Origin of the sequence: Streptomyces prunicolor, assembly GCF_045162825.1 — a bacterium.
GTDB lineage: Bacteria > Actinomycetota > Actinomycetes > Streptomycetales > Streptomycetaceae > Streptomyces > Streptomyces prunicolor.
Map to the genome: position 1 here is coordinate 8,031,270 of NZ_CP108676.1, position 25,458 is coordinate 8,056,727.

Annotated in this window: 19 protein-coding genes; 15 read left to right on the forward strand and 4 right to left on the reverse strand. The window is 69.3% G+C overall.

Annotated elements, in window-relative coordinates:
• Positions 1–471: 471 nt before the first annotated feature.
• From OG588_RS36930 to OG588_RS36945, 4 genes are all read left to right on the forward strand, one after another.
• The gene (locus tag OG588_RS36930; protein ID WP_405951012.1) at positions 472–1,098 is read left to right on the forward strand and encodes an aminotransferase class III-fold pyridoxal phosphate-dependent enzyme; all 627 of its coding nucleotides are present in this window, start codon (positions 472–474) and stop codon (positions 1,096–1,098) included.
• Entirely contained in the window at positions 1,095–3,308 is a 2,214-nt protein-coding gene (locus tag OG588_RS36935; protein WP_405951013.1) for an IucA/IucC family protein, read from the forward strand. The genes OG588_RS36930 and OG588_RS36935 overlap by 4 nt, the downstream gene beginning before the upstream one ends.
• A 162-nt stretch (positions 3,309–3,470) precedes the next feature.
• On the forward strand, positions 3,471–4,418 hold the full coding sequence (locus tag OG588_RS36940; protein ID WP_405951014.1) for a GNAT family N-acetyltransferase: 948 nt from the start codon (positions 3,471–3,473) through the stop codon (positions 4,416–4,418).
• Positions 4,419–4,887: 469 nt separating this feature from the next.
• Positions 4,888–6,870 carry an ATP-dependent DNA helicase gene (locus OG588_RS36945; RefSeq protein ID WP_019060993.1) on the forward strand — a complete coding sequence of 661 codons (1,983 nt, stop codon included), beginning with the start codon at positions 4,888–4,890 and terminating at the stop codon, positions 6,868–6,870.
• A 172-nt stretch (positions 6,871–7,042) separates the two neighbouring features.
• On the opposite strand, the gene lexA is transcribed toward OG588_RS36945, so the two are convergent.
• Entirely contained in the window at positions 7,043–7,822 is a 780-nt protein-coding gene (gene lexA / locus OG588_RS36950; RefSeq protein WP_026151025.1) for a transcriptional repressor LexA, read from the reverse strand.
• A 565-nt stretch (positions 7,823–8,387) separates the two neighbouring features.
• Here lexA and nrdR point away from each other — a divergent pair.
• The 3 genes from nrdR to OG588_RS36965 all read left to right on the forward strand — a co-directional run bounded on the left by nrdR (position 8,388) and on the right by OG588_RS36965 (position 12,870).
• Positions 8,388–8,939, forward strand: coding sequence for a transcriptional regulator NrdR (nrdR, locus tag OG588_RS36955; RefSeq protein WP_019060995.1), 552 nt, complete (start codon positions 8,388–8,390; stop codon positions 8,937–8,939).
• A 164-nt stretch (positions 8,940–9,103) separates the two neighbouring features.
• Entirely contained in the window at positions 9,104–12,004 is a 2,901-nt protein-coding gene (locus OG588_RS36960) for a vitamin B12-dependent ribonucleotide reductase (RefSeq protein WP_405951015.1), read from the forward strand.
• A 170-nt stretch (positions 12,005–12,174) separates the two neighbouring features.
• Complete coding sequence (locus OG588_RS36965; protein WP_405951016.1) at positions 12,175–12,870, forward strand: DUF6215 domain-containing protein; 696 nt, start codon at positions 12,175–12,177, stop codon at positions 12,868–12,870.
• A 19-nt stretch (positions 12,871–12,889) separates the two neighbouring features.
• Here OG588_RS36965 and OG588_RS36970 read toward each other — a convergent pair whose 3' ends face one another.
• On the reverse strand, positions 12,890–13,423 hold the full coding sequence (locus tag OG588_RS36970; protein WP_405951017.1) for a TerD family protein: 534 nt from the start codon (positions 13,421–13,423) through the stop codon (positions 12,890–12,892).
• A gap of 155 nt (positions 13,424–13,578) precedes the next feature.
• Between OG588_RS36970 and OG588_RS36975 the strand changes: the two genes are divergently transcribed.
• The 3 genes from OG588_RS36975 (at position 13,579) to OG588_RS36985 (ending at position 15,947) form a co-directional block, all read left to right on the forward strand.
• Complete coding sequence (locus OG588_RS36975; RefSeq protein WP_405951018.1) at positions 13,579–14,184, forward strand: YdbC family protein; 606 nt, start codon at positions 13,579–13,581, stop codon at positions 14,182–14,184.
• 140 nt (positions 14,185–14,324) lie between these two features.
• Entirely contained in the window at positions 14,325–14,984 is a 660-nt protein-coding gene (locus tag OG588_RS36980; RefSeq protein ID WP_266862851.1) for a histidine phosphatase family protein, read from the forward strand.
• Between the two features lie 12 nt (positions 14,985–14,996).
• A complete protein-coding gene (locus OG588_RS36985; RefSeq protein ID WP_405951019.1) occupies positions 14,997–15,947 on the forward strand; it encodes an ADP-ribosylglycohydrolase family protein in 951 nt (316 codons plus the stop codon).
• 214 nt (positions 15,948–16,161) lie between these two features.
• On the opposite strand, the gene OG588_RS36990 is transcribed toward OG588_RS36985, so the two are convergent.
• Positions 16,162–17,709, reverse strand: a complete 1,548-nt coding sequence (locus tag OG588_RS36990) for an MFS transporter (protein ID WP_405951020.1) — start codon at positions 17,707–17,709, stop codon at positions 16,162–16,164.
• A 187-nt stretch (positions 17,710–17,896) separates the two neighbouring features.
• Here OG588_RS36990 and OG588_RS36995 point away from each other — a divergent pair, with 187 nt between their 5' ends.
• The 3 genes from OG588_RS36995 to OG588_RS37005 all read left to right on the forward strand — a co-directional run bounded on the left by OG588_RS36995 (position 17,897) and on the right by OG588_RS37005 (position 20,014).
• Positions 17,897–18,520 (forward strand): TetR/AcrR family transcriptional regulator, encoded by a 624-nt coding sequence (locus OG588_RS36995; RefSeq protein WP_366098027.1) that lies wholly within the window; start codon positions 17,897–17,899, stop codon positions 18,518–18,520.
• Between the two features lie 82 nt (positions 18,521–18,602).
• Positions 18,603–19,304 carry a ribonuclease HII gene (locus tag OG588_RS37000; protein ID WP_019061004.1) on the forward strand — a complete coding sequence of 234 codons (702 nt, stop codon included), beginning with the start codon at positions 18,603–18,605 and terminating at the stop codon, positions 19,302–19,304.
• Between the two features lie 68 nt (positions 19,305–19,372).
• A complete protein-coding gene (locus tag OG588_RS37005) occupies positions 19,373–20,014 on the forward strand; it encodes a hypothetical protein (protein WP_405951021.1) in 642 nt (213 codons plus the stop codon).
• Positions 20,015–20,255: 241 nt separating this feature from the next.
• Here OG588_RS37005 and OG588_RS37010 read toward each other — a convergent pair whose 3' ends face one another.
• The gene (locus OG588_RS37010; protein WP_405951022.1) at positions 20,256–20,891 is read right to left on the reverse strand and encodes a hypothetical protein; all 636 of its coding nucleotides are present in this window, start codon (positions 20,889–20,891) and stop codon (positions 20,256–20,258) included.
• A 370-nt stretch (positions 20,892–21,261) separates the two neighbouring features.
• Here OG588_RS37010 and OG588_RS37015 point away from each other — a divergent pair, with 370 nt between their 5' ends.
• Both OG588_RS37015 and OG588_RS37020 read left to right on the forward strand, forming a co-directional pair.
• Positions 21,262–23,421: a RecQ family ATP-dependent DNA helicase gene (locus OG588_RS37015; RefSeq protein WP_405951023.1), complete on the forward strand. Its 2,160-nt coding sequence runs from the start codon at positions 21,262–21,264 to the stop codon at positions 23,419–23,421.
• A gap of 192 nt (positions 23,422–23,613) precedes the next feature.
• Complete coding sequence (locus OG588_RS37020; protein WP_405951024.1) at positions 23,614–25,425, forward strand: DUF4192 domain-containing protein; 1,812 nt, start codon at positions 23,614–23,616, stop codon at positions 25,423–25,425.
• The last annotated feature ends 33 nt before the right edge of the window (positions 25,426–25,458 follow it).

Sequence of the window (25,458 nt, forward strand, 5' to 3'; positions counted from 1 at the left end):
ATCTCAGCCGGAACTCATGGTGAGTTCACGCTGAACTCACGGCCTTCAGGAACGGCATCACACACTATGCGCTCGCTGTGGGGGACTTCCCACGGAACGGCAACGGTTCCGTCACGGCAAGGATCTTGAGGCGACCCGTAACCCCGTGAGCGGTGCGGGGTTTGTACCGACGGGGGCCTGCTGTCGACGCGCGGTGCCCCGCGCCCCTGGCGACGCGAGACCTCAACTCGCCCATGGACAGCGGGAGGGACGAGAACCGTGGCCAACTCTGCGTCTGCGTACGGGAGATGGGGGTTCGCGGGGGGCGGGGCGAGCGGACTTGGCAGTGTGTCCGCGGTGGTACGGGTGGTGCCGGAGGGCTACGAGGGGAAGCTCTGGCGGCGGTCGGCGTGTGAGGGACGCCAGGGGAACCGGCGGCGTCGGTCGGTGCGTGAGCCGGCGGCACGGACCTACGCACGGGCCCTTCCCACCGTGTCGGCGCGGACGCGTGGCCTGACCGTGGAGGGCACTGACGGCCGCCGTCGCCTGGACTGCGTTTCCGGCGCCGGGACTGCGCCTCTCGGGCACAACCACCCCGTGGTCTTGGAGACGATCTGCAACGTCCTCGACTCGGGCGCCCCGCACCGCGCGCTCAACCTCGCGACTCCTGTCAGGGACGCCTTCGTCGTCGTTGAACTGTTCCGTGCGCTGCGGCCCGAACTTGCCGACCACGTGCGCGTGCGGGTCTGCGGGCCGACGGATACCGACACCGGCGTGGTCGGGGCCGCGTTCAGGATCCTCCGGGGTGCGACCGGGCGCACTGGAGTCCAGGCCTTCGCCAGCACTCACCACGGCATGAGAGCTGATGGTGCGGGCGAGTCTGAGCGTGGCCTCGTCGGCCCCGACTCCGGGGTGCCGAATCTCGCCGGAATTTCTTCGAACCCGCCCAGGCCGACGGCGGTCCAGGCAACCACTCCGGAAGACGGAGCGCCACCAGACGTCAACTCGACTGACCTGCAAAACGAGTTGCGCAACGCCCAAGCCCAACGCCCGCCAAAACACCGGGACTCGACCCCACACGCTTGCCACTCCGAATCACCTCCCGAGGAACAGTCTTGAATCCCACGCCCACCTCTGACGGTCACTCTCATGACGGCCCCTCCCACGAGGCGAGCCTTCGACACACGCAGACCCTGGCGGCGGCGTCGGCCGAGTCCGTTCCCCGGCAGCGGCCCCGCAGCCCGGAAACAGGCCAGCCGCGCGGCACGATCACCGACCTCCTGGAGCACCCCGACCCCCACACCGCCGCCCAGGCCGCAGCCGTCGAGAACCTCCTGCGCTGCTGGGTGCGCGAAACGAACCTCCCCGCCCCCACCAACGGCACCCTCCGCATCCCCCTCCCCGCCAGCAACACGGCCCTGCTCGCTCAGGTCCACTACTGGTCCCCGACGGGCTGGCACCGCTTCGGCCTTCCGCACCTGTCGGACGCTCCCCACGGCGCACCACCGGCCGACGCGGTGACGGTCGCGGCGTTGCTCGCCAGGGAGACGGTTGTGCGCGACGGCGACTCCGCAACGGGTGCTGATACGGCGACCGTCGACTCCGCGGCAGCGGTGTCGCAGGCGGTCGGCCGCGACGCCGGAGCCGCTGACGAGCCGATGACAACGGCAGCGACACAAGCACCCGCAACAGCGACGGCAACGGCACTCGCAACGGCACCCGAAGCCGTGACCGACCTGGTGGCCCGCGTAGCCGACTCCGTCCGTCGTACCGTCACCTTCCTCACCGACCGCCGCGCCCGTCCGGCCGACGGCCCAGATCTCTTCCTCTCGGCCGAACAGGCACTCCTGCTCGGCCACCCGCTGCACCCGACCCCGAAGAGCCGCGAGGGTCTCTCCGAGGCCGAAGCCCGCCTGTACTCACCGGAGTTGCGCGGCTATTTCCCGCTGCACTGGCTGGCTGTCACCCCTTCCGTACTCGCCACCGACTCGGCCTGGACCGAACGCGGTCGACCTGTCCCCGCTGCCCACCTCACCGCCCGACTCGCCGGCCGCGAACTGCCGTTGCCCGAAGGCCATGCCGCTCTTCCCCTTCACCCGTGGCAGTGGCGCGAGATCCAACACCGTGCCGATATCGCGGCCTTGCTCGACGCCGGCTCGATCCAGGACCTCGGCACTCATGGCGCCCCGTGGCACCCCACCTCCTCCGTACGAACCGTCCACCAATCCGGCGCCCCCGCCATGCTCAAACTGTCCCTGGGCCTCCGCATCACCAACTCCCGCCGCGAGAACCTCCGCAAGGAACTCCACCGCGGCGTCGAGGTACACCGCCTGCTGCGCACCGGTCTGTCCCAGCAGTGGCGCGCCGCCCACCCGGGCTTCGACATCGTCCGCGACCCGGCGTGGCTGGCCGTCGACGCGCTGGACGACGAGTACGGCACCGACTCGGGGGAGCGGGGCGCGGGTGAGTGTGCTGCCGACCCGGGTAGGAGCGGCGGCAGCGCGCAGGTTGGCCGCGCCGAAGGGGACGCCCGTCTGCCCTTGGCCGGACTCGACGTGGTGATCCGGCACAACCCGTTCAGCCCGTCCGACGACGTGTCCTGCATCGCCGGGCTCGTCTCGCTCCGGCCGTACGCCGGACAGAGCGCCACTGCCGTCGGACCGGCGACAACCTCGCACACCAGCCACTCCGCGTCCGGCGCACCCGTGTTGCGGTCCCGCCTGGCCGAGGTCGTCACCGGCCTCGCCGCGCGGACCGGCCGGTCGCGCGGAGCTGTCGCCACCGAGTGGTTCCTGCGCTACCTGGAGCAGGTCGTCCGGCCCGTGCTGTGGCTGGACAGCGAAGCGGGGATCGCCCTGGAGGCGCACCAGCAGAACACGCTGCTCCTGCTGGACGGCGATGGCTGGCCCGTTGGTGGCCGCTACCGCGACAACCAGGGTTACTACTTCCGTGCATCCCGGCGCGAGGAACTCGATGCCCGGCTGCCCGGCATCGGCGAACACAGCGACACCTTCGTCTCCGACGAGGTCACCGACGAACGCTTCGCGTACTACCTCGCGATCAACAACGTACTCGGTCTCATCGGAGCGTTCGGATCGCAACGTCTCGCCGACGAGCGGCTGTTGCTCTCCGCCTTCCGCCGCTTTCTCGGCGACGTGGCCTCCGGCCCTGCCCGGCTGCGCACCTCCCTCCCGGCCCGCCTGCTCGACTCACCCGTCCTGCGCTGCAAGGCCAACCTGCTGACCCGGCTGCACGGCCTCGACGAACTCATCGGCCCGGTCGACACCCAGTCGGTCTACGTCACCATCGCCAACCCCCTCATGGCGTGACCATCGCTGGCTCCGAACACCACCACCAACCACCTCCTGATCCGATTCCCGCCAACGGCCTCCGGCTTCGAACCCCACCAGCTTCTTCCGACTTCGACCGGCACCAACTCCCTCCACACCTAAGGAACGTGACCCACCCCATCTCCTGAGAGGAGCGTCACCGTGCCTCCCACCGATACGAACGCCGACACCGCGACTGTCCCCGGCTCCGCCCCCGGCCCCACCGTGAGTGCGAGCCAGAGTCCGGATACGGACGGCGAGGACACCCTCGACCTCCGCCTGCCCGAGGAGTTCATCGCGCTTTGCGCCGAGGCGGACGCTGCCGATGCGGCTGACGCGGTAGCCCACCGTGCGGCAGCCCACCACGCATCCGCCCCCGATCCGACGGCTCCCGACGAGGCCGACACCATCGGCCACCGGAGCCCAGTGGAGGACGCGGAAGGCCCAGCCCAGCCCAAGTCCGCACTCCCGCCCGCCTTCGGCTCTGAAGCCCCGCACGCCTCCGACACCTCGCCCAACTCCTATATCCCGCCCGGCGGCGACCTCCTCAACCACGTCGGTGACTGGGGGGCGACCTACACCCCCGCAGGCACCTTCCACCTCCTCCGCGTCGACATCGAACGCGACCTTCCACTGATCAACCGCTGGATGAACGACCCTGCTGTCGCGGAGTTCTGGGAACTGGCCGGACCTCAGGCGCTCACCGAGGACCACCTGCACGCCCAACTCTCCGGCGACGGACGCAGCGTTCCCTGTCTCGGCGTGCTGGACGGGACCCCGATGAGCTACTGGGAGATCTACCGGGCGGACCTCGACCCCTTGGCCCGCCACTACCCCGCCCGACCGCACGACACCGGCATCCACCTCCTCATCGGTGACGTCACCGACCGAGCACGAGGGCTGGGCGGCACTCTCCTCCGAGCCGTTGCCGATCTCGTCCTCGACAAGCGCTCCACCTGCGCCCGCATCGTCGCGGAGCCCGACATTCGCAACACCCCTTCCGTGTCCGCTTTCCTGAGCGCCGGTTTCCGGTTCTCCGCCGAGGTCGACCTGCCTGGCAAGCGGGCCGCTCTCATGGTCCGAGACCGTTCCTTGCGTGATCTGCTGTAGCGCCACGTGGCACCGCCATCACTTTTGGTACACCGCTCGGCCCGATCCGGTTCCCACTCCCTCGAATCGGATTTCGGCGGTCGTCGGACCGACCTTCACGCCCCGACCGGCTGGCCCCGCCGACCGAACCCACCGACAAGTCCCACCGACCGAACCCAACCAATCCCACCTGACTCCACCCGATCCGACCGGATCCCCGAACAATCCGAGCCCCCGCGGAGCCCCCGAACCAGCCCGAGCCGCCGAATCGATCGGGCCCACCTCAACAACCCGCGCCCACCTCGAACCAACCCAGCCGCCGACCGAGCAAACCAATCTCCACCGAAATCAAAACGACCTGATCCCTACCAACCCCGATCGACACCCGAACAAAAACCATCCCCATCCCAAAGCCCCCGGCCTTGATCCACCCACTCCCTCCAGCCTTGATCGCCCGGTTGTCAGTCCCGCCCCGTAGGGTGGTCGGGCTATGACGAAGCCCTCACTCCCCGAACTCCTGCATGCTGCCGTCACTGCCGTCGGCGGTTCGGAGCGCCCCGGCCAGGTGACCATGGCCGAAGCCGTCGCGGAGGCGATCGACGACGGCTCCCATCTGCTGGTCCAGGCCGGCACCGGCACCGGAAAGTCGCTCGGCTACCTCGTGCCCGCGCTCGCGCACGGGGAGCGTGTGGTCGTAGCGACCGCCACCCTCGCGCTCCAGCGCCAGCTCGTGGAGCGCGACCTGCCGCGCACGGTGGACGCGCTGCATCCGCTGCTACGCCGCCGCCCTCAGTACGCGATGCTCAAGGGCAGGTCGAACTACCTGTGTCTGCACCGACTCCACGAGGGCATGCCACAGGACGAGGAGGAGGGCCTCTTCGACCAGTTCGAGGCGGCCGCCCCCACCAGCAAGCTGGGTCAGGACCTGCTGCGGCTGCGCGACTGGACGGACGAGACCGAGACGGGCGATCGCGACGACCTCACACCTGGAGTCTCCGACCGCGCGTGGGCGCAGATTTCGGTGTCCTCTCGCGAGTGCCTGGGCGCCCAGAAGTGCGCTTACGGGGCGGAGTGTTTCGCAGAGGCGGCCCGTGAGCGCGCCAAGCTCGCCGATGTGGTCGTCACGAACCACGCACTGCTCGCGATCGACGCCATCGAGGGTGCCCCCGTCCTCCCGCAGCACGAGGTGCTGATCGTCGACGAGGCCCATGAACTGGTCTCCCGGGTCACCGGAGTTGCCACCGGCGAGCTCACACCCGGCCAGGTCAACCGCGCGGTGCGCCGCGCCGCGAAGCTGGCCAACGAGAAGGCCGCCGATCAGCTCCAGACCGCCGCCGAGGGCTTCGAGCGGCTGATGGAGCTCGCCCTGCCGGGCCGCCTGGAGGAGATCCCGGAGGACCTCGGTTACGCCCTCATGGCGCTGCGCGACGCCTGCCGTACGGTGATCTCCGCGATCGGCGCCACCCGAGACAAGTCCGTGCAGGACGAGGACGCGGTCCGTAAGCAGGCACTGGCCTCCGTGGAGAGCGTGCACGACGTGGCGGAGCGGATCACCAACGGCTCCGAGTGGGACGTCGTCTGGTACGAACGCCACGACCGCTTCGGCGCCTCCCTGCGCGTCGCCCCCATGTCCGTGTCGGGCCTGCTGAGGGAGAAGCTCTTCACGGACCGCTCGGTGACCCTGACCTCCGCGACGCTGAAGCTCGGCGGCGACTTCAACGGCGTAGGCGCCTCCCTGGGCCTCGCCCCCGAGGGCACCGCCGGCGACGACCTGCCGCAGTGGAAGGGCGTCGACGTGGGCTCACCCTTCGACTACCCGAAGCAGGGCATCCTGTACGTCGCCAAGCACCTCGCGCGCCCCGCGCGGGACGGCGATCGCGCCGACATGTTGGACGAGTTGACGGAGCTGATCCAGGCGGCCGGCGGTCGCACCCTGGGCCTCTTCTCCTCGATGCGGGGCGCCCAACTCGCCGCCGAGGAACTGCGCTCCCGTATCCCCGAGTACCCGATCCTGCTCCAGGGCGAGGAGACGCTCGGCGAGCTGATCAAGAACTTCGCGGCCGACCCGAAGACCTGCCTCTTCGGCACGCTGTCGCTCTGGCAGGGCGTCGACGTCCCCGGAGCCAGCTGTCAGCTGGTCGTCATGGACAAGATCCCGTTCCCGCGACCTGACGACCCGCTGATGAGCGCCCGCCAGAAGGCAGTTGAGGACGCCGGGGGCAACGGCTTCATGGCGGTGGCCGCCACGCACGCGGCGCTCCTCATGGCCCAGGGCGCCGGCCGTCTCGTCCGCGCGTCGGGGGACCGGGGCGTGGTCGCCGTCCTCGATCAGCGACTCGCCACCGCCCGCTACGGCAGCTATCTCAAGGCGTCACTGCCCGACTTCTGGTACACGACGGACCGTAACCAGGCCCGGAGGTCGCTGGCCGCGATCGACGCGAAGGCGAAGCAGGAGGAAGCCGAAGCGGAGTGATCCGGGGCGGTGTTGGCCCGGTACGCCGGGTCAACACAGGATCGACGACCGGCACCGGATCTCGACGACCGGCCGACACCGGGGCCCGCGCAGCACAGGACCCCGGAACCGGCGCAGGGGTCCCGGGGTCCGGTCAGGGGGCCGGGCCGATGAGGCCCGCCCGCCGCAGCCGTCACACGCGCCGCAGCACTGCCACCACCTTGCCGAGGATCGTCGCGTCGTCGCCGGGGATCGGCTCGTAGGCCGAGTTGTGCGGGAGGAGCCAGACGTGGCCGTCCTCGCGCTTGAAGCGCTTGACGGTGGCCTCGCCCTCCAGCATGGCGGCCACGATGTCGCCGTTCTCGGCGACCGGCTGGCGGCGCACGGTGACCCAGTCGCCGTCACAGATCGCGGCCTCGATCATCGAGTCACCGACGACCTTGAGGACGAACAGCTCACCGTCACCGACCAGTTGGCGGGGGAGGGGGAAGACGTCCTCGACCGACTCCTCGGCGAGGATCGGGCCACCGGCGGCGATCCGGCCGACCAGCGGGACGTATGACGCGGCCGGTTTGCCCGCGGTGTCCGTGGGCTGCACCGACGAGGACTGGTCCGAGCCGCGGACCTCGTACGCGCGCGGGCGGTGCGGGTCGCGGCGCAGGAAGCCCTTGCGCTCCAGTGCCATCAGCTGGTGTGCGACCGAGGATGTGCTGGACAGGCCCACGGCCTGGCCGATCTCGCGCATCGACGGCGGGTAGCCCCGTCGCTGCACCGAGTCCCTGATGACCTCGATCACCCGGCGCTGCCGGTCCGTGAGCCCGGAGCTGTCCGCCCGGATACCGGGAGGTCGGCCCGGCAGGGAGCGCTTGTGTCCCTCGGGATTCGCGGCTTCGTTCATTGCATGCACCGGCTCGAGTCGGCCCTGGGAGCGATCCTGGGCAGTGATGGTGGCACTGTCTGCGGTGGTGGTCACGTCGGCCCCTCTCGATGGTCTCCCTGCTGGACAACGGTAGTTGCTTTCGAAAGGTTGCGCCAAACACACGTTCGAGTGAAAAAGTGCAGATAGCCTGTTGTGATCACGCGTCTGGGTGTATGGCCAACGCGGCACCTGGCGGACAAAAGGGCCCATTGTTGTACTCTTCGCCGCCGGGGTGGTGACCTCATGGGTTGTCGCCTCAGTCTGCCACCCGGTGTCCCGGCGGTCAGGGGCCGGTCCCGTTCTGTGCGGGAGCCCCACGCCTCCTCCGTGCCGCGCTCACGGTATCTCCGTAAGTGGCCTGGCGGTACGGCTGTGCGCCCGCGTGTTCGGGGTGGCGGGACGGTCCTATGGCACATGCCAATACGGGTGCGACACGCGCGTGTGGCGTGTTTGTGTGAGCCAATCACCACATCTAGTGGTTGGATTGCGGCAGCAGCCCAGAAGTTGTGGTCCCCCGGGTCTCCAGAGTCTCGGTCATCGCCTATGCTGGGGGCTGCTTCGAGGGGCCCAAGGGGTCTCACGAGGCTATTGAGTCTGCTGTGAGGGAGGGTTGGAGACCATGCACTGCCCCTTCTGCAGGCACCCCGACAGCCGTGTCGTCGACAGTCGTACGACCGACGACGGCACGTCGATCCGCCGGCGCCGCCAGTGCCCTGACTGCTCCCGTCGTTTCACGACCGTGGAGACGTGCTCGCTCATGGTGGTCAAGCGGTCCGGAGTCACCGAGCCTTTCAGCCGTACCAAGGTCATCAACGGTGTGCGCAAGGCATGCCAGGGACGGCCTGTCACCGAGGACGCGCTCGCTCAGCTCGGCCAGCGGGTCGAAGAGGCGGTGCGGGCCACCGGAAGTGCCGAACTGACCACCCATGACGTCGGGCTGGCCATACTCGGCCCGTTGCAGGAACTCGACCTCGTCGCCTATCTGCGATTCGCCTCCGTCTACCGGGCGTTCAACTCGCTCGAGGACTTCGAGGCCGCGATCGTGGAGCTGCGCGAAGTGACCCCAGGCCCCGCCGCGGACGACGAAGACGCGGTATCGGGGAGCCAGGAAGACGACGGCGGGACCGGAGGGACTCTTCAGGTCCCCGTGCCCGCCCACTCCGCCGACTGACCGACGGGCCGGAACCGGGCGGAGACCCCGGGTCCGGTCGGGCGGCGGCGAATCAGGACTTGTTGCGGGGCCATGAGCTGTGGGCGCCCGCGGCATCAGACAAACACTCTGCCACGGGAACATCGTGGCATTTTCGGGCGTTTTTGCCTGTAGAGGGAGGCGGCATGACAGAGACGGCGAGCGGTCCGGCACGAGGTTCCCGCGCGAAGGGAACCAAGACCACCAAGGGACTGCGCATCGAGCGTATTCACACCACCCCCGGCGTGCACCCGTACGACGAGGTGGAGTGGGAGCGTCGTGACGTCGTCATGACCAACTGGCGCGACGGCTCGGTCAATTTCGAGCAGCGTGGCGTCGAGTTCCCCGCCGAGTGGGCGGTGAACGCGGTCAACATCGTCACCAGCAAGTACTTCCGCGGTGCTGTGGGCACCCCGCAGCGTGAGGTGAGCCTCAAGCAGCTCATCGACCGCATCGTGAAGACGTATCGGAAGGCCGGCGAGGACCACAAGTACTTCGCCTCGCCCGCCGACGCCGAGATCTTCGAGCACGAGCTGGCGTACGCCCTCCTGCACCAGGTCTTCAGCTTCAACAGCCCCGTCTGGTTCAACGTCGGGACCCCGCAGCCCCAGCAGGTCTCGGCCTGTTTCATCCTGGCCGTCGACGACTCCATGGAGTCGATCCTCGACTGGTACAAGGAAGAGGGCATGATCTTCAAGGGCGGCTCCGGCGCCGGCCTGAACCTGTCCCGCATCCGCTCCTCCAAGGAGCTGCTCTCCTCGGGTGGCAACGCCTCGGGTCCGGTCTCCTTCATGCGCGGCGCCGACGCCTCCGCGGGAACCATCAAGTCCGGTGGCGCCACCCGCCGCGCGGCCAAGATGGTCATCCTGGACGTCGACCACCCCGACATCGAGGACTTCATCCAGACCAAGGTCAAGGAAGAGGAGAAGATCCGCGCCCTGCGTGACGCGGGCTTCGACATGGACCTGGGCGGCGACGACATCACGTCGGTGCAGTACCAGAACGCCAACAACTCGGTCCGCGTGAACGACACGTTCATGAAGGCCGTGGAGAACGGCGACAAGTTCGGCCTGACGTCCCGCATGACCGGCGAGGTCATCGAGGAGGTCGACGCCAAGGAGCTCTTCCGCAAGATGGCCGAGGCCGCCTGGGCCTGTGCCGACCCGGGCATCCAGTACGACGACACCATCAACCAGTGGCACACGTGCCCGGAGTCCGGCCGTATCAACGGCTCGAACCCGTGCAGCGAGTACATGCACCTGGACAACACGTCCTGCAACCTCGCCTCGCTGAACCTGATGAAGTTCCTCAAGGACGACGGCAAGGGCCTCCAGTCCTTCGAGGTCGAGCGCTTCGCCAAGGTTGTCGAGCTCGTCATCACCGCGATGGACATCTCCATCTGCTTCGCGGACTTCCCGACGCAGAAGATCGGCGAGAACACGCGCGCGTTCCGCCAGCTCGGCATCGGCTACGCCAACCTCGGCGCCCTGCTGATGGCGACCGGCCACGCCTACGACTCCGACGGCGGCCGTGCCCTCGCCGGTGCCATCACCTCCCTGATGACCGGCACCTCGTACAAGCGCTCCGCCGAACTCGCCGCGGTAGTCGGCGCGTACGACGGCTACGCCCGCAACGAGCAGCCGCACCTGCGCGTCATGAAGCAGCACGCCGACGCCAACGCCGTGGCCCCGCGCGCGGACGACCTGGACACGCCCATCTGGGCCGCTGCCACGGAGTCCTGGCAGGACGTGCTGCGCCTCGGCGAGAAGAACGGTTTCCGTAACTCGCAGGCGTCCGTCATCGCCCCGACCGGCACCATCGGTCTCGCGATGTCCTGCGACACCACCGGACTTGAGCCCGACCTCGCCCTGGTCAAGTTCAAGAAGCTGGTCGGCGGCGGCTCGATGCAGATCGTCAACGGCACCGTCCCGCAGGCCCTGCGTCGCATGGGCTACCAGGAGGAGCAGATCGAGGCGATCGTCGCCCACATCGCCGACAACGGCAATGTGATCGACGCCCCGGGGCTCAAGCAGGAGCACTACGAGGTGTTCGACTGCGCCATGGGCGAGCGATCCATCTCCGCGATGGGCCACGTCCGCATGATGGCGGCCATCCAGCCCTGGATCTCCGGCGCGCTCTCCAAGACGGTCAACCTGCCGGAGACGGCGACCGTCGAGGACGTCGAAGAGGTCTACTTCGAGGCGTGGAAGCTGGGCGTCAAGGCGCTCGCGATCTACCGCGACAACTGCAAGGTCGGCCAGCCCCTCTCTGCCAAGACCAAGGAGAAGGAGAAGGTCGAGGTCACCGCCAAGGCCGAGGAGACCATCCGTACCGCGGTCGAGAAGGTCGTCGAGTACCGCCCCGTCCGCAAGCGTCTCCCCAAGGGCCGCCCGGGCATCACGACCTCCTTCACGGTCGGCGGCGCCGAGGGCTACATGACCGCCAACTCCTACCCGGACGACGGTCTCGGCGAGGTCTTCCTGAAGATGTCGAAGCAGGGCTCGACCCTCGCGGGCATGATGGACGCCTTCTCGATCGCCGTCTCCGTAGGCCTGCAGTACGGCGTGCCCCTGGAGACGTACGTCTCCAAGTTCACGAACATGCGCTTCGAGCCGGCCGGTATGACGGACGACCCGGACGTGCGGATGGCGCAGTCGATCGTCGACTACATCTTCCGCCGCCTGGCGCTCGACTTCCTGCCCTTCGAGACGCGCTCCGCGCTCGGCATCCACTCCGCCGAGGAGCGTCAGCGTCACCTGGAGACCGGTTCGTACGAGCCATCCATCGACGATGTCGAGGTCGACGTAGAAGGCCTGGCCCAGTCGGCGCCGCGCGCCCAGGAGTTGAAGGCCGTGGCCGCGCCGAAGGCCGTGGTCGAGGCTGCCAAGCCCGCTCCGCAGCAGGCGCACACCAGCGCCGAGCTGGTGGAGATGCAGCTGGGCATCCAGGCCGACGCCCCGCTCTGCTTCTCCTGCGGTACGAAGATGCAGCGGGCCGGTTCCTGCTACATCTGCGAGGGGTGCGGCTCGACCAGCGGCTGCAGCTGATCAACTGCATCTGCTTGAAGTGAACTAGCTGGTCAGGGCGGCGGAGTCGGTATCAGGACTCCGCTGCCCTCAGCATGTCCCGGCCCACGGCGAATCCGGTTTCCCAGCGGAACGATCAGCGGTTAATCTCCCTCGACGCGCATAGCGTGCGCACAGGGGAGGGTGGGGGCATGGTCGACGATTCCGTCGAACCCGAAAGAGGTATGAGGGCGGGGGCCCAGGCAGTCGCGGCAGTGGTGGTGGTCGGTGGTGTCGTGGGCGGTATGTGGGGACTTGGGGGAGTCCTGCCGAAGACGACGTCACGAGACAGCGCACCGGCGACCTGCTCGGCGAGCACGGACAACGCCCTGCCGGCGAAGTACGTCTCGCCGACGGTGCTCTGTACGGCGCTGAACCGCACGGACCTTCCGGCGCTGCTGGGGACTCCGGACGAACACGCGGAGACCGCGTCGGGCAGCGCGGGCTGGATGACTCTCGCCGGTGGCACCAAGATCGCCAGCCCCGAGGCCGACGTAGACCTGAAGACCTACTCCGTGCGGCTGTCGGCGTCCTACGACGACGTTCCCGTCGCCCAGGCGGCCCGGTACGTGGACTCCAGCTCGGAGGTGAAGATGGTCCTGGGGCACCCAGCCGTTCTCTACTCGGACCAGACCATCGCGATCAGCTTCAACCTCGGCGGAGGGAAGGCCAGTACGGGCCCTGGGGGCATCGCCCGCAGCTTGCTGGTCTCCAGGACCCCGCAGGACGGCGGCGACTCCTTCGAGATATCCATCTGGCGTCAGGACGATGTGCCGCCCGATGACGAGGCCCTGTTCCGCATCGCCGAGGAGGTGCTGCCGACGGTCCCGGGCTGGACCGCCGGCTGACGCGCCGTCCGTGACGGGCTCAGGGCTGCTGTGCCCTGCCCATCGTCCTGGTGAAGGTCGCGGGGTCGTCCTCGAAGCCCCGGATGCCGGGATGGAAGTCCCAGCTTCCGGACTCGTCCCGGACGAACTCCCCGACCGTCGCCGCCGTAGCACCGAGGACGTCACCGAAGTCGTCCTCGGTGAGGATGGTGTACCCCTCGCGGATGCGCAGCTTCGGGTTGAGGACATTGACGAACGTGCGGTGGGTGACCCGCTGTTGGATGACGACACCGACCACCACGCGCGCGTACCGGTCGGCGAGCCGGTCGAGCTCCAGCGTCATGACCTCGTCCCAGCCGAAGCCCTTGCCGTCCTTGCTGTCCCGGTTGAGATAAATGGTGCCGTCGGGCGAGCGGCTGTCGAAGTGCACCGCGTACGCGGGAGCGCCGTACAGATCGCCCGCCACATACGTGGTGGCGACGATGTCCAGATCGACGGGCGGCTGCCCGGTGGGACTCGGATCCCACTGGAGCCCGACTTCGGCCTTGCGGATCCCCTTGTTGAGGCCGTTCACCACAGTTCCCCTTCCCCGTTCGCCTCGATCGCGCGCCCCAACTACTGGGCGATCAGCGTGCGTTGTCCATCGTGCCACGCGCGCGGGGGCGCATGCGCCGACGATCTCAGCCGGAGCGTGACCGGCGCCACGCTCCGTGGCCTTACGATGGCGCGGTGCTGGTCAAGTGGATTCGCTGCACCGTGATAGACCGCCGCGGCTTCGAGCGCGGGCAGCGAAAGTGGGCGGGGCTTCTGGGGGAGCCGGGATTTCGGGGACAGGGGGGAGGCTGGAGCAGAGCGCGGCCAGGGGTGGCACACATTTTCGCGTTCTGGGAAAGCCGCGCCTTCTACGACTCCTTCATGGCCCGATCCCACGACCGGCTGGCGTCGGCCCAGGCGGGCACCTTCAAGGATGCGCAGGTCAAGCTGTTCGATCACCGCTTCGACGTGAAGACCGGCTTCGAACCGCGCTTCACCGACGCCGACCTGGTGCGGGTGGCCCTGTGCCGTGTCCACGAGGAGCGCGCCGAGCACTTCACGCTGATGCAGGAGAAGGTCTGGAACCCGGCGATGGCCGGTTCCCCCGGCATGCTCCGCGGGCTTTTCGGCGAGGCTCCGGAACACGAGTTCATGGTGCTGTCGATGTGGCACTCGGCCGCCGAGCACGGCAAGTACCGCACCGAGCGGGTGGAGCGGCTCGCGCTGCGGGCCCAGATCGAGGCGGACGTCGTGTCCCTCACGGGGGACATCGTGCAACTGGAACCGTCCTGGACGGTTTGAAATCCGAACTGACGCCGTCGGCGTCCCAATGTGTGAATCGTGCGTCCCTATGTGGCTCATCGGACACAATTCGTGTGACCTACGCCGTATGGAGCCCGTACGAGTGCTCGATATCCCGTCACTGGATCTAGGGTTTTGGCATGGCACGACCACGGCGCATCGTCCTTGTCCGGCACGGCGAGTCAACGGGCAATGTTGATGACACCGTCTACGAGCGTGAACCCGACCATTCCCTGGCGCTGACCGACCAGGGCTGGCGACAGGCGGAGGAGACCGGAAAGCGGTTGCGGGAGGTGTTCGGTCGCGAGCGCCTCAGCGTGTACGTCTCCCCGTACCGCCGCACGCACGAGACCTTCCGCGCCTTCCATCTCGATCCCGACCTCGTCCGCGTACGCGAGGAACCCCGGCTGCGTGAACAGGACTGGGGGAACTGGCAGGACCGCGATGACGTACGCCTCCAGAAGGCGTACCGGGACGCGTACGGGCACTTCTTCTACCGCTTCGCCCAGGGCGAGTCCGGCGCCGACGTCTACGACCGGGTGGGCGGCTTCCTGGAGAGCCTGTACCGCAGTTTCGAGGCCCCGGACCATCCGCCGAACGTGCTCCTGGTGACGCACGGCCTGGCGATGCGGCTGTTCTGCATGCGCTGGTTCCACTGGACGGTCGCCGAGTTCGAGTCGCTGTCGAATCCGGGGAACGCCGAGATGCGGATGCTCGTTCTGGGAGACGACGGCAGGTACGCGCTGGACCGGCCGTTCGACAGCTGGCGAGACCCCGAGCCGTACGGGATCACCGGATAGAGTTGCCGACCGATGATCCCTGACTCCTCTTCCGACACTCCCGACCCGTCTGTTTCTCTTACCTCTTCCAGTTCGCCCGATGTACGCCTGGACCGCGCCCTGGCCAGCTTGCGTGGACTCGCCGTGGGCGACGCGCTGGGCTCACAGTTCTTCGTCCCCGTGAACTACCCGCTGCTCAAGCGCCGCGAACTGCCCCCGGGGCCTTGGCAGTGGACGGACGACACGGAGATGGCCTGCTCCGTGGTAGCCGTCCTGGCAGCCCACCACCGCATCGACCAGGACGCCCTGGCGCACTCGTTCGCGGAACACCACGACTTCGACCGCGGCTACGGCCCCGCCGTCAACCGGCTGTTGCGCCTCGTCCGCGAGGGCGGCGACTGGCGTGAACTGTCCGCCGCGCTCTTCAACGGACAGGGGTCGTGGGGCAACGGCGCGGCGATGCGCATCGCGCCCCTGGGCGCCTGGTACGCGGACGACCCCGAGCAGGCGACCCACCAGGCGGAGATCTCCGCCTACCCCACGCACCAGCACCGTGAGGCCGTGGTCGGCGCCATGGCCGTCGCCGCGGCCGCCGCACTGGCCGCGGCCCCCGGTGGCCCGCCCGGCCCCGGGGAACTCCTCGACGGCGTCGTCGCACTCGTACCGAAGAGCGCCGTCGGCGCGGGCCTGCGGCGCGCCCGGGACATGCTCGACTACGCCGATCCGGGCACCGTCGCGGCCGTACTGGGCTGCGGACGCCGTACGTCCGCTCACGACACGGTCCCCTTCGCGCTCTGGTCGGCGGCACGCGGCCTCGGCGACTACGAAGAGGCGTTCTGGGCCACCTCCCAGGTCGGCGGGGATGTGGACACCAACTGCGCCATCGTGGGCGGTGTGATCGCCGGCGAGAAGGCGGGGAGGCCGCCCGCCGGGTGGGTGGAGCAGACGGAGGCGCTGCCGGGCTGGGTTCCGACGTCCGTCTGACGCCTTCGACTGCTCATCAGGGCGGTGCCGCCCGCACGCACCGAAAACTCTCTGTGCTTGCCGGGAACTCTCCGTGACCGAATGGCCGTTGTCCTGGTAGCTGCTGTGTGGCACATGAGTCCGCACGGGCAGACAGGACACGACAGTTGCAGGGGGGCGGGTCATGAGGTTTTCGTCGGTGACTGTCGGCCGGGCCCTGGTCGGGCCCGGCCGGTCAGCCGATCCCCGGACCCGCCGTGCCCGCGAGGGCCTCGAGGTCGCTCTTGCGGACCCGGATCACCAACCAGGCGGTGACCAGGGCGAGTACGGCCATCGCGGCGGCCGGGATGAAGGCCGTCGAGATTCCGTGCGCGAGCACCTCGTGCCCCCACGGCGCCGGCAGTTGGTGCGTCTTGGAGAAGGCATCCTTCTGCTCCGCCGATCCGTCGGCCAGGAACTTCGGCAGCTGCTTCTTCGCCTCGTCCTTGCTGGCCGAGCCGAACACCGTCGTGAGGATGGACAGCCCGAGCGAACCGCCCACCTGCTGCATGGTGTTGAGCAGCGCGGAGGCCGCGCCCGCCTCGTGCTGGGCGACACCGGAGACGGCGGTCACCGTCAGCGTGACGAAGTTCAGTCCCATCCCGAAGCCGAACACCAGCATCGGGCCGAGCACGCCACCGGCGTACGAACTGTCCGAGCTGATCAGGGTCTGCCAGGTCAGCCCGATGACCGCGAGAGCCGAGCCGACGAGCATGAACGGCCGTGGCCCGAACGTCGGCAGGAACCGTTGGGACAGTCCCGCGCCGGCCGCGATCACGACGGTCACCGGCAGGAAGGCGAGACCGGCCTGGATCGGGGTGTACCCCAGCACGTTCTGCACGAAGAGCACGATGTAGAAGAACATGCCGAACATCGCGGCGGCCAGGCTCAGCATGATCACGTAGGTGCCCGAGCGATTGCGGTCGGCGAACATCCTGAGCGGGGTGATCGGTTCCTTCGCCCGGTTCTCGGTGATCACGAAGGCCAGCAGCAGGACGACGGCCGCGGCGAAGGAACCGATGGTCAGGCTGTCGCGCCAACCCTGGTCCGCCGCGCGGATGAAGCCGTACACGAGCGACGCCATGCCCGCCGTCGAGGTCAGCGCGCCCGCGATGTCGAAGCGGCCGGTGTGCCGTTCGGACTCGCTGATGTACAGCGGCGTGAGGACGGCGATCAGCAGGCCGATCGGCAGGTTGACGAAGAACACCCAGCGCCAGTCGAGCCACTCGGTGAGCATGCCGCCCGCGAGCAGACCGATCGCGCCACCGCCCGCCGAGACCGCGGCGAAGACTCCGAACGCCCTGTTCCGCTCCGGGCCTTCGGGGAACGTGGTGGTGATGAGCGCCAGCGAGGTGGGCGACGCGATCGCGCCACCCACGCCCTGCAGGACGCGTGCGGCCAGCAACTGCCAGGGTTCCTGGGCGAGGCCGCCGAGCAGCGACGCGAAGGTGAAGAGCAGGATGCCGGTCATGAACACCCGGCGTCGGCCGAGGATGTCGCCGGCCCGGCCGCCGAGAAGCAGCAGGCCGCCAAAGGTCAGTGTGTAGGCGCTGACGACCCATGTGAGGTCGGTGGTGCTGAAGCTGAGCGCGGCTTGAATGTGCGGGAGAGCGATGTTCACAATCGTCGCGTCGAGTACCACCATGAGTTGGCAGGCCGCGATGACCGCGAGTGCGATGCCTGGATGTCCCTCCCGGCGGGCCGCTCCCGGTTTTGGGTCCTTCATCAACTGAGAGGTTGTCACTATGGGTCCCCCACAAGTGTGTTAGTGAACGCTCGCGTTCACTGTCGCGTCAACGGTAGTGAGTCCCCGCTAGTGAACGCAAGCGTTCACTTAAGCCGCTTTCGCGCGGCGCCTCCTCCGTCGCTGCCGCGTGACGTGTCCCCGTTTCCCGGAAGCCTCACTTCCACTGCTCGCTGGAGAGATGTAGATGGTTACCTCGGGCTGGACGGCCGCCCCCGCTCAGACGGCCTCCCTCCGCCGCCGCGGCGCCGTGCTCGAACGCGCGATCCTGGACGCCGCGTTGGAGCAACTCAGTACGGTCGGATGGAACGCCCTCACGATGGAGGGCGTCGCCGCCGGTGCCCAGACGGGCAAGGCAGCGGTCTACCGGCGCTGGTCCTCGAAGGAAGACCTGGTCGCGGACGCGCTGCAGGCCGGACTGCCACGTCTGGACGAGGCGCCCGATCTCGGGAACGTGCGTGAGGATCTGCGGGCGTTGTGCGTGCAGGCGCGCGACGCGATGTACTCGCGCCCCGGATACGCTCTGCGCTCGGTGATTCACGAATGCGACACGGCGCAGGCGGAGCGCTTCCACGGCGTGATCTTCGAAGGGGTCGTGGAGCCGATGATCCGCTTGCTCGGCGAGGTGGTAAACCGCGGAATAGAGCGAGGCGAGGTCCGCTCCGACGCCTCCAACGGCTATGTGCTGGACGCCATTCCGGCGATGATGATGTACCGCTCGAAGATGTGCGGCAGCGAATGGACCGACGGTGACATCGAGGAAATGCTCGACCAGTTGATGCTCCCGCTGCTCCGGCCCGGCGGTGCGTGAAGCCGGATCGGCACGGACTCGCGGGGGCCTCGGGAAACCCGGGTGTCGCAGGGGGTTCCGGGCGGCGTAGTCTGAGCGCGCCATGCCGTACGAACCACCTACTCATGCCGTCGAGCGCTCACTCCGCGCCACGACCGGGGCCAAGGTCATTGCCGGCGTCGACGAGGTGGGGCGCGGCGCGTGGGCCGGCCCCGTCACCGTCTGCGCGGCGGTCACCGGACTGCGCCGACCACCCGAAGGCCTCACCGACTCCAAGCTCATCGCGGTCAGACGACGCACCGAACTCGCCGAAGAACTCCGCAAGTGGGTCACGGCGTACGCCTTGGGGCATGCCTCCCACGAAGAGATCGACGACCTGGGGATGACGGCCGCGCTGCGGCTCGCCGCGGTGCGTGCCCTGGAGGCCTTGCCGGTTCGCCCCGACGCGGTCATCCTCGACGGGAAGCACGATTACCTCGGGGACCCCTGGCGGGTTCGTACGGTGATCAAGGGCGACCAGTCGTGCGTGGCGGTCGCGGCCGCTTCGGTGATCGCCAAGGTTCAGCGCGACAAAATGATGGCCGAACTGGGCATCGACCATGCAGACTTCGCTTTCGCGGCCAACGCCGGGTATCCCTCGCCCGTGCACAAGGCCGCACTGGAGGAACGGGGCCCCACCCCGTACCACCGGTTGTCGTGGGCGTATCTTGATGCGCTGCCCCAGTGGCGGCACCTCAAGAAGGCCCGCAGCTGGGCGGAGGGAAGCGTTCCGAAGATCGAGGGCCAGCTCGGTTTCGACTTCTGACCGTTCCGCTCGCACTCATGTGCCACCCGCTGCCGCAAGCCGCACCAGCGTTTGATAAAAATCAGCCCATGCCTCTCATTCCCGAGGAGCCTCAGATTCACGAGAGCGCCCAGGGTCCCAGCGCCACTCCGGCCAGCAGCCGCGTCGCGCCGACCCCCCGCCCTGTACCCGGTCCCCGCCCCGCGGCTCCGTCGCGTCCCGGTCGTCCCGGCCCCCTGCGGCCCACGGCGCCGGCGCAACGTACGCCGCGCGACGTGGCCGTGGCCAAGCCCGGACCCTCGGGTCCGGCTGTTCCCGCCTCCTCCGACACCGCTGTGGCGACCCCGCAGATCCAGCTGCTCCCGGCCTCGGCCGAGGGCGCGCTGGACGCTGCCGAGGAAGCCGTGGACCTGCTCCTGGAAGCGGGCCGTACCCCCGGTGACGTGCTGGTGATCACCACCGGCGAGCCGCATCCGTGGGCCGCCCACGAACTGTCCTTCGGCGAAGCCTCCTACTGGGCGCAGCACGACGCGCGCGACGACGTCTTCTACGCTGACGCCGCCGTCGCGGACCGGGCGGCATCCCGTCCCGTCGTCGTGGTCGCCGTCAACGGAGGCGCAGCCGCCGTTGCCACCACCGCCCTGCCCCTGGCCCTCGGCCGGGCCGGCGCCCTGCTGATCGTCTGCGGCGACCCGCAGCAGATCAACTCGGTGCTGGGCGCGGGCGTCTGAGCCGTTCCGGGAACCCCCGGAAGGCTTTCGGAGCGCGACGGCGGTCAGGTGAACGCCGTCGCGGCGGTCTGTGCACGGTGACGTGTTCGGCGTGCGCGGATTTCTGGCGGGGTCGGTCAAGTGGGCCTGCTGCGGCCGTACTTCTGGCCCGTGCGCAGGCACCGGAGTGTGCCCGACTCGGCGTCGTCAGGACTCCGTGGTGCTGGGGTCGTACGGTCCGGGCGCGGAGCCCGGACCGGTTTCAGCGGGCCGCGACGCGGCGCAGGACCTCCGAGGCGGCGCCGCCGGTGCGCGGCAGCAGGGGCGGTACCTCGGACATGGCGAAAGGTTCCGGCGTGGAGTCCGCGCTGGGCCGACGGCCGCCGCGCCCCTCGCCGAGCACCTGCCAGCCGTCGCGGGTCAGCGTGATGTAGGCCCCGCAGCGCAGCCCGTGCAGGGTGCAGGCGTCACGCAGCCCCCACATCCACGCGCCGTCCTCCTCCGTCCAACGCGCGTCGCCCTCACGGCAGTAGAGCAGCACGGCCGTGCGCACCGGGGTACGGCGGCGCAGATCGTGCGGGATGACCCGGCGCAGCTGCGCGAGCAGCGCGTTGCGGAACATCCAGCCGTCGGCCGGGGCGGACCGTCGGACGAACGAGGCGCTCGCGAGCAGTCGCTCGTCCGGGTCGAGGACGGCCACGATCGCGGTCGCCGGTCTCGGACCGTGCCGGGAGTGCAGCCCGCTGACGACCTCACGGGGATTGCGCAGCAACGGGATTCCGGCGGCGGCCCATTCGGAGGGTTCGAGCAGACGGGCGAGAGGGTTGGCGGAAGCGGCGGACAGGTCGGCAGACGTCGACGTGGATGCCGCGGAGGACGGAGCGAATCCGAAGGTCACGGTCCTCCCTTCGGCTACGCGCCCACACTACGGGCGGGGTCGGATTCGGGGGAGCGCGCACCACAGCAGAGCCCTACCGGGTCAGGGACGAGCCGTGCGGGGAGCGGACTTCAATTCTTCCTGTCGAACTGGGATGCGGCAACGAGCAAATGGGGCCACGGCCCCTTATCTGATGGTCTGTGGCTTATATCCCTACCCAATGCGTCGCCCGGCGACGCCTGGGACGTTCGGGCACGACACTTTCGTACGCCATTGATGTGCGGCAGGTCCATAGGGAGCCGATCGGCCCTGGTGCGGGACCAGGGTCTCCGCGCGCTTCGCCACGGCGGGGGATTGGGCCGTTGTCAGTGGCGTGCGGTTGCATGGGGGCATGAGCAACCAGGAGCTGCGTGCCGAAGCCGACGCCATCCTCGCCGAGCTGGTCGGTGATCCGAGCGGTACGGCGCGGCTGCGCGAGGACCAGTGGCAGGCGGTGGAGGCCCTGGTGGAGGAGCGCCGGCGCGCGCTGGTGGTGCAGCGCACCGGCTGGGGCAAGTCGGCGGTGTACTTCGTCGCCACCGCCCTGCTGCGCCGGCGCGGCTCCGGTCCCACGGTGATCATCTCGCCGTTGCTCGCGCTGATGCGCAACCAGGTCGAGTCCGCGGCGCGGGCCGGCATCAGGGCGCACACCATCAACTCGGCCAACCCGGAGGAGTGGGACAGCATCTACGGAGAGGTCGAACGGGGTGAGACCGACGTGCTTCTCGTGAGCCCGGAGCGGCTGAATTCCGTGGACTTCCGCGACCAGGTGCTGCCCAAGCTCGCCGCTACGACCGGCCTCCTGGTGGTCGACGAGGCGCACTGCATCTCCGACTGGGGGCACGATTTCCGCCCCGACTACCGCAGGCTGCGGGCGATGCTGACCGAACTGCCCGCCGGCGTACCGGTACTGGCCACCACCGCGACCGCCAACGCGCGCGTGACCGCCGATGTGGCCGAGCAGTTGGGCACGGGCGCGGGCGAGGCCCTGGTGCTGCGCGGCCCGCTGGAGCGGGAGAGCCTGCGGCTGGGAGTGGTCCAACTGCCGGACGCCGCGCACCGTTTGGGCTGGCTCGCCGAGCACCTGGACGAGCTGCCCGGCTCCGGGATCATCTACACCCTCACCGTGGCCGCCGCCGAGGAAGCCACCGCCTTCCTGCGCCAGCGCGGCTTCAAGGTGGCCTCGTACACCGGGAAGACGGAGAACGCCGACCGATTGCAGGCCGAGATCGACCTCCAGGAGAACCGGGTCAAGGCGTTGGTCGCCACGTCCGCGCTGGGCATGGGCTACGACAAGCCGGACCTGGGCTTTGTGGTCCACCTCGGCTCACCCTCCTCGCCGATCGCCTACTACCAGCAGGTGGGCCGTGCGGGCCGCGGTGTGGCCCACGCCGATGTGCTGCTCCTGCCGGGCCGCGAGGACGAGGCCATCTGGCGCTACTTCGCCGATACGGCCTTCCCGCCCGAGACACAGGTCCGGCAGACCCTCTCGGCCCTCGCCGACGCGGGACGACCGCTGTCCGTGCCTGCCCTGGAGACGGCGGTCGACCTACGACGCGGTCGCCTGGAGACGATGCTGAAGGTCCTGGATGTCGACGGGGCGGTCAGGCGCGTGAAGGGCGGCTGGGCTGCCACGGGCGCGGAGTGGGTGTACGACGCCGAGCGGTACACGTGGGTGGCCAAGCAGCGCGCGGCCGAGCAACAGGCCATGCGCGACTACGTGAGTACGTCCCAGTGCCGGATGGAGTTCCTGCGCCAACAGTTGGACGACGAAGGGGCGGTGCCGTGCGGCCGCTGCGACAACTGCGCGGGCGCCTGGATCGATGCCTCGGTCTCGGCGGAGACGTTGACGGGGGCGACCAAGGAACTGGACCGCCCGGGCGTGGAGGTCGAGCCGCGCCGGATGTGGCCGACCGGGATGGCCGCGCTGGGCGTCGACCTCAAGGGCCGTATCCCAGCCAAGGACCAGTGCTCCACGGGGCGCGCCCTGGGACGGCTCTCCGACATCGGCTGGGGCAACCGGCTGCGCCCGCTGCTGGCCGACAGCGCGCCCGACGGCCCGGTCCCCGACGACGTCCTGAAGGCCGCGGTGGCGGTACTCGCCGACTGGGCGCGCTCTACGGGCGGTTGGGCGCCGAACGTCGAGGACGCCTCCGCCCGTCCGGTGGGGGTCGTTGCGGTGCCGTCCCTGGCCCGCCCGCAACTGGTCGGTTCCCTCGCTCAGGGCATCGCGAGCATCGGCCGCCTTCCCCTCCTGGGCACCCTGACGTACACCGGACCGGACGGCACGCACGCGGCACGGCGCAGCAACTCCGCCCAACGCCTCAGGGCACTGTCCGACGCCTTCGCCGTCTCGGGGGAGCTGGCCGAGGCGCTGGCCGCCTCTCCCGGCCCCGTCCTGCTCGTGGACGACTGCACCGACTCCGGCTGGACACTCGCGGTCGCCGCCCGACTGCTCCGCCGGGCAGGCAGCGAACAGGTTCTTCCGCTGGTTCTCGCCGCGGCGGGCTGAGGTTCGTTACAGGGACTCTTGCCCGAGGTGTGCGGCCCGGGCAGGGGAGTGATCGCGTGATCGCCGAGGTGGTCCAGGTGTCCGGGGCGCGTGGGCTGAGTTGGTTCCGTGCCGAACCTCATGTGGCGTGTCCCTGACCGGACTTATCCACAGGCTCAAGCGGAACATTGCGATTCGCGAGATCGTCAACGCATGACGAACCACAGCGAAACGACTGGATCCTTCGAAAACCATGAAAACGGTGACATCGACCCCACGGCGTACGACCGCCACGGCGCCGAGCACCAGGTCACCCTGCGGACCCCCGCCGAACTCGCCGACGCGCTGCCTTATCTGCTCGGGTATCGCCCCGAGGACAGCATCGTCCTCGTCGCCCTGCACGACAAAGACGGCCGGGGCCGGTTCGGCGGCAGGGCCCGGCTCGGCATTCCCGCCGGCGCGGACGACTGGGCCTCCGTGGCACGGCAGTTGGCCCACGGCCTCGTGACCGGCAGTGAGCGCAGGGGAACCAAGCCCGAGCAGATGATCGCCTACGTCTGTCAGGAACCGGCGCCGGGAGAGTCGGGTCGCCAGGTCATGCAACGCCTGGGCCCACTCGTGCAGAAGCTGCGGACCGAGTGCGGCCGACTCGACGTGACCGTGATCGAGGCGCTCTGCATCTCGGACGGCCGCTTCTGGTCGTACTGCTGCGCGACCGAGGGGTGTTGTCCGGTCGACGGCTCCCCGATGGGCCTGCCCGGCACCTCCGTACTGGCCGCGGCGGCGACCTACGCGGGGCTCCAAGTGCGCGGCACGCTAAGGGAGTTGCGGACCCGGCTGCTGCCTTGGGAGACGGCTGCCGCGCTCCAGCAGGAAGTCGCCCTGGACGCCGCCGGTATGGATCTGGTCCCGAGGATCCTCGACGACGTCAGCCGCGCGGACGCGGCGGAGGAGACGCTGGACCTCGCCCAGCGGATCCTGAGGCGCTTCGCCGCGGCACCGCACGTCTCCGGTGCACTCCACTCGGACTTCCGCGACGACGCACTGCTCGCCCACGATGAAGCCGCCAGGCTGATCCTCGGCCTCCAGGACCGTACGACCCGCGACCGCGCCGCCGAATGGATGGAGGGCGACGACGCGGTACCGGCCCTGCGCCTCTGGCGCGCACTGGCCCGCCGCTGCGTCGGACCGTACGGCGAGCACGCCGCGGCTCCGCTCACCCTCGCCGGCTGGGTCGCCTGGTCGACCGGCGACGACCTGGAGGCGAGGGAGGCCCTGGCCATGGCCCTGGGCGCAGACCCCGACTACCTGTTCGCCCGTCTCCTGCACCAGGCGTGCAACGAGGGCCTGGACCCGGAGTCGATTCGGCGGTGTTTGCGCGCGGAGCGGGTGGGGCGGGCAGGGGTGGCGGAAGTTGGAGAGGTCGCGGGCGCTGGCAGGTCGGTGGGGGTTGGAAAGGTCGCAGGCGCTGGAGGGGTGACGGAAGCCGGAGAGGTGGCGGGAGTTGGAGGAACTGCAGGCGCCGCAGGGACAGCTGGGGTTGGAGAGGCGACGGGCGCTGGAAGGGTGACGAAAGCCGAAGAGATGGCGGGAGTTGGAGGAGCGGCGGGAGTCGCACAGACAGCGGGAGTTGGCAAGGCGACGGGCACTGGAGGACCGACGGGTGCTGGAGAGGTGACGCGTGCTGGAAGGCAGGCCGCCGACGCTGAGGCCGCCGACGGTTCCCTGCGGCAGGGTGCGGGCGATCCCGGCGACGGTCCGGCGCCGGCGGAAGCCTCACCCGTAGCCTCCCGCCGTCGGCGACGCGCGCGTACCGCCGACGGAGCCGAGGGCCGTCCCCGTCCCGCGAGCGCGGACGGCCGCCGATCCGGGACGGACGGATCCCATCCGCGCACACCGGCGCAGCGCACCGCACGCCCCGGCACCACACGTGCACGGGCTCCTAGGAAGGGTGGTTCGCAGCGTTACGACACCTGCTCGGAGGCGCCGCAGCCGGGGAGCAACGGCGTTGAGGGGGACGGGTGATCAAGGGCTGGGGGAGCGGAGAACGGCCCCGCC

Excerpts from the sequence above, each read along its gene's own strand:
- OG588_RS36945 (WP_019060993.1), top strand. The coding sequence starts at position 4,888 with ATGACGAAGCCCTCACTCCCCGAACTCCTGCATGCTGCCGTCACTGCC.
- nrdR (WP_019060995.1), top strand. The coding sequence starts at position 8,388 with ATGCACTGCCCCTTCTGCAGGCACCCCGACAGCCGTGTCGTCGACAGT.
- OG588_RS36960 (WP_405951015.1), top strand. The coding sequence starts at position 9,104 with ATGACAGAGACGGCGAGCGGTCCGGCACGAGGTTCCCGCGCGAAGGGA.
- OG588_RS36965 (WP_405951016.1), top strand. The coding sequence starts at position 12,175 with ATGGTCGACGATTCCGTCGAACCCGAAAGAGGTATGAGGGCGGGGGCC.
- OG588_RS36980 (WP_266862851.1), top strand. The coding sequence starts at position 14,325 with ATGGCACGACCACGGCGCATCGTCCTTGTCCGGCACGGCGAGTCAACG.
- OG588_RS36985 (WP_405951019.1), top strand. The coding sequence starts at position 14,997 with ATGATCCCTGACTCCTCTTCCGACACTCCCGACCCGTCTGTTTCTCTT.
- OG588_RS36995 (WP_366098027.1), top strand. The coding sequence starts at position 17,897 with ATGGTTACCTCGGGCTGGACGGCCGCCCCCGCTCAGACGGCCTCCCTC.
- OG588_RS37000 (WP_019061004.1), top strand. The coding sequence starts at position 18,603 with ATGCCGTACGAACCACCTACTCATGCCGTCGAGCGCTCACTCCGCGCC.
- OG588_RS37005 (WP_405951021.1), top strand. The coding sequence starts at position 19,373 with ATGCCTCTCATTCCCGAGGAGCCTCAGATTCACGAGAGCGCCCAGGGT.
- OG588_RS37015 (WP_405951023.1), top strand. The coding sequence starts at position 21,262 with ATGAGCAACCAGGAGCTGCGTGCCGAAGCCGACGCCATCCTCGCCGAG.
- OG588_RS37020 (WP_405951024.1), top strand. The coding sequence starts at position 23,614 with ATGACGAACCACAGCGAAACGACTGGATCCTTCGAAAACCATGAAAAC.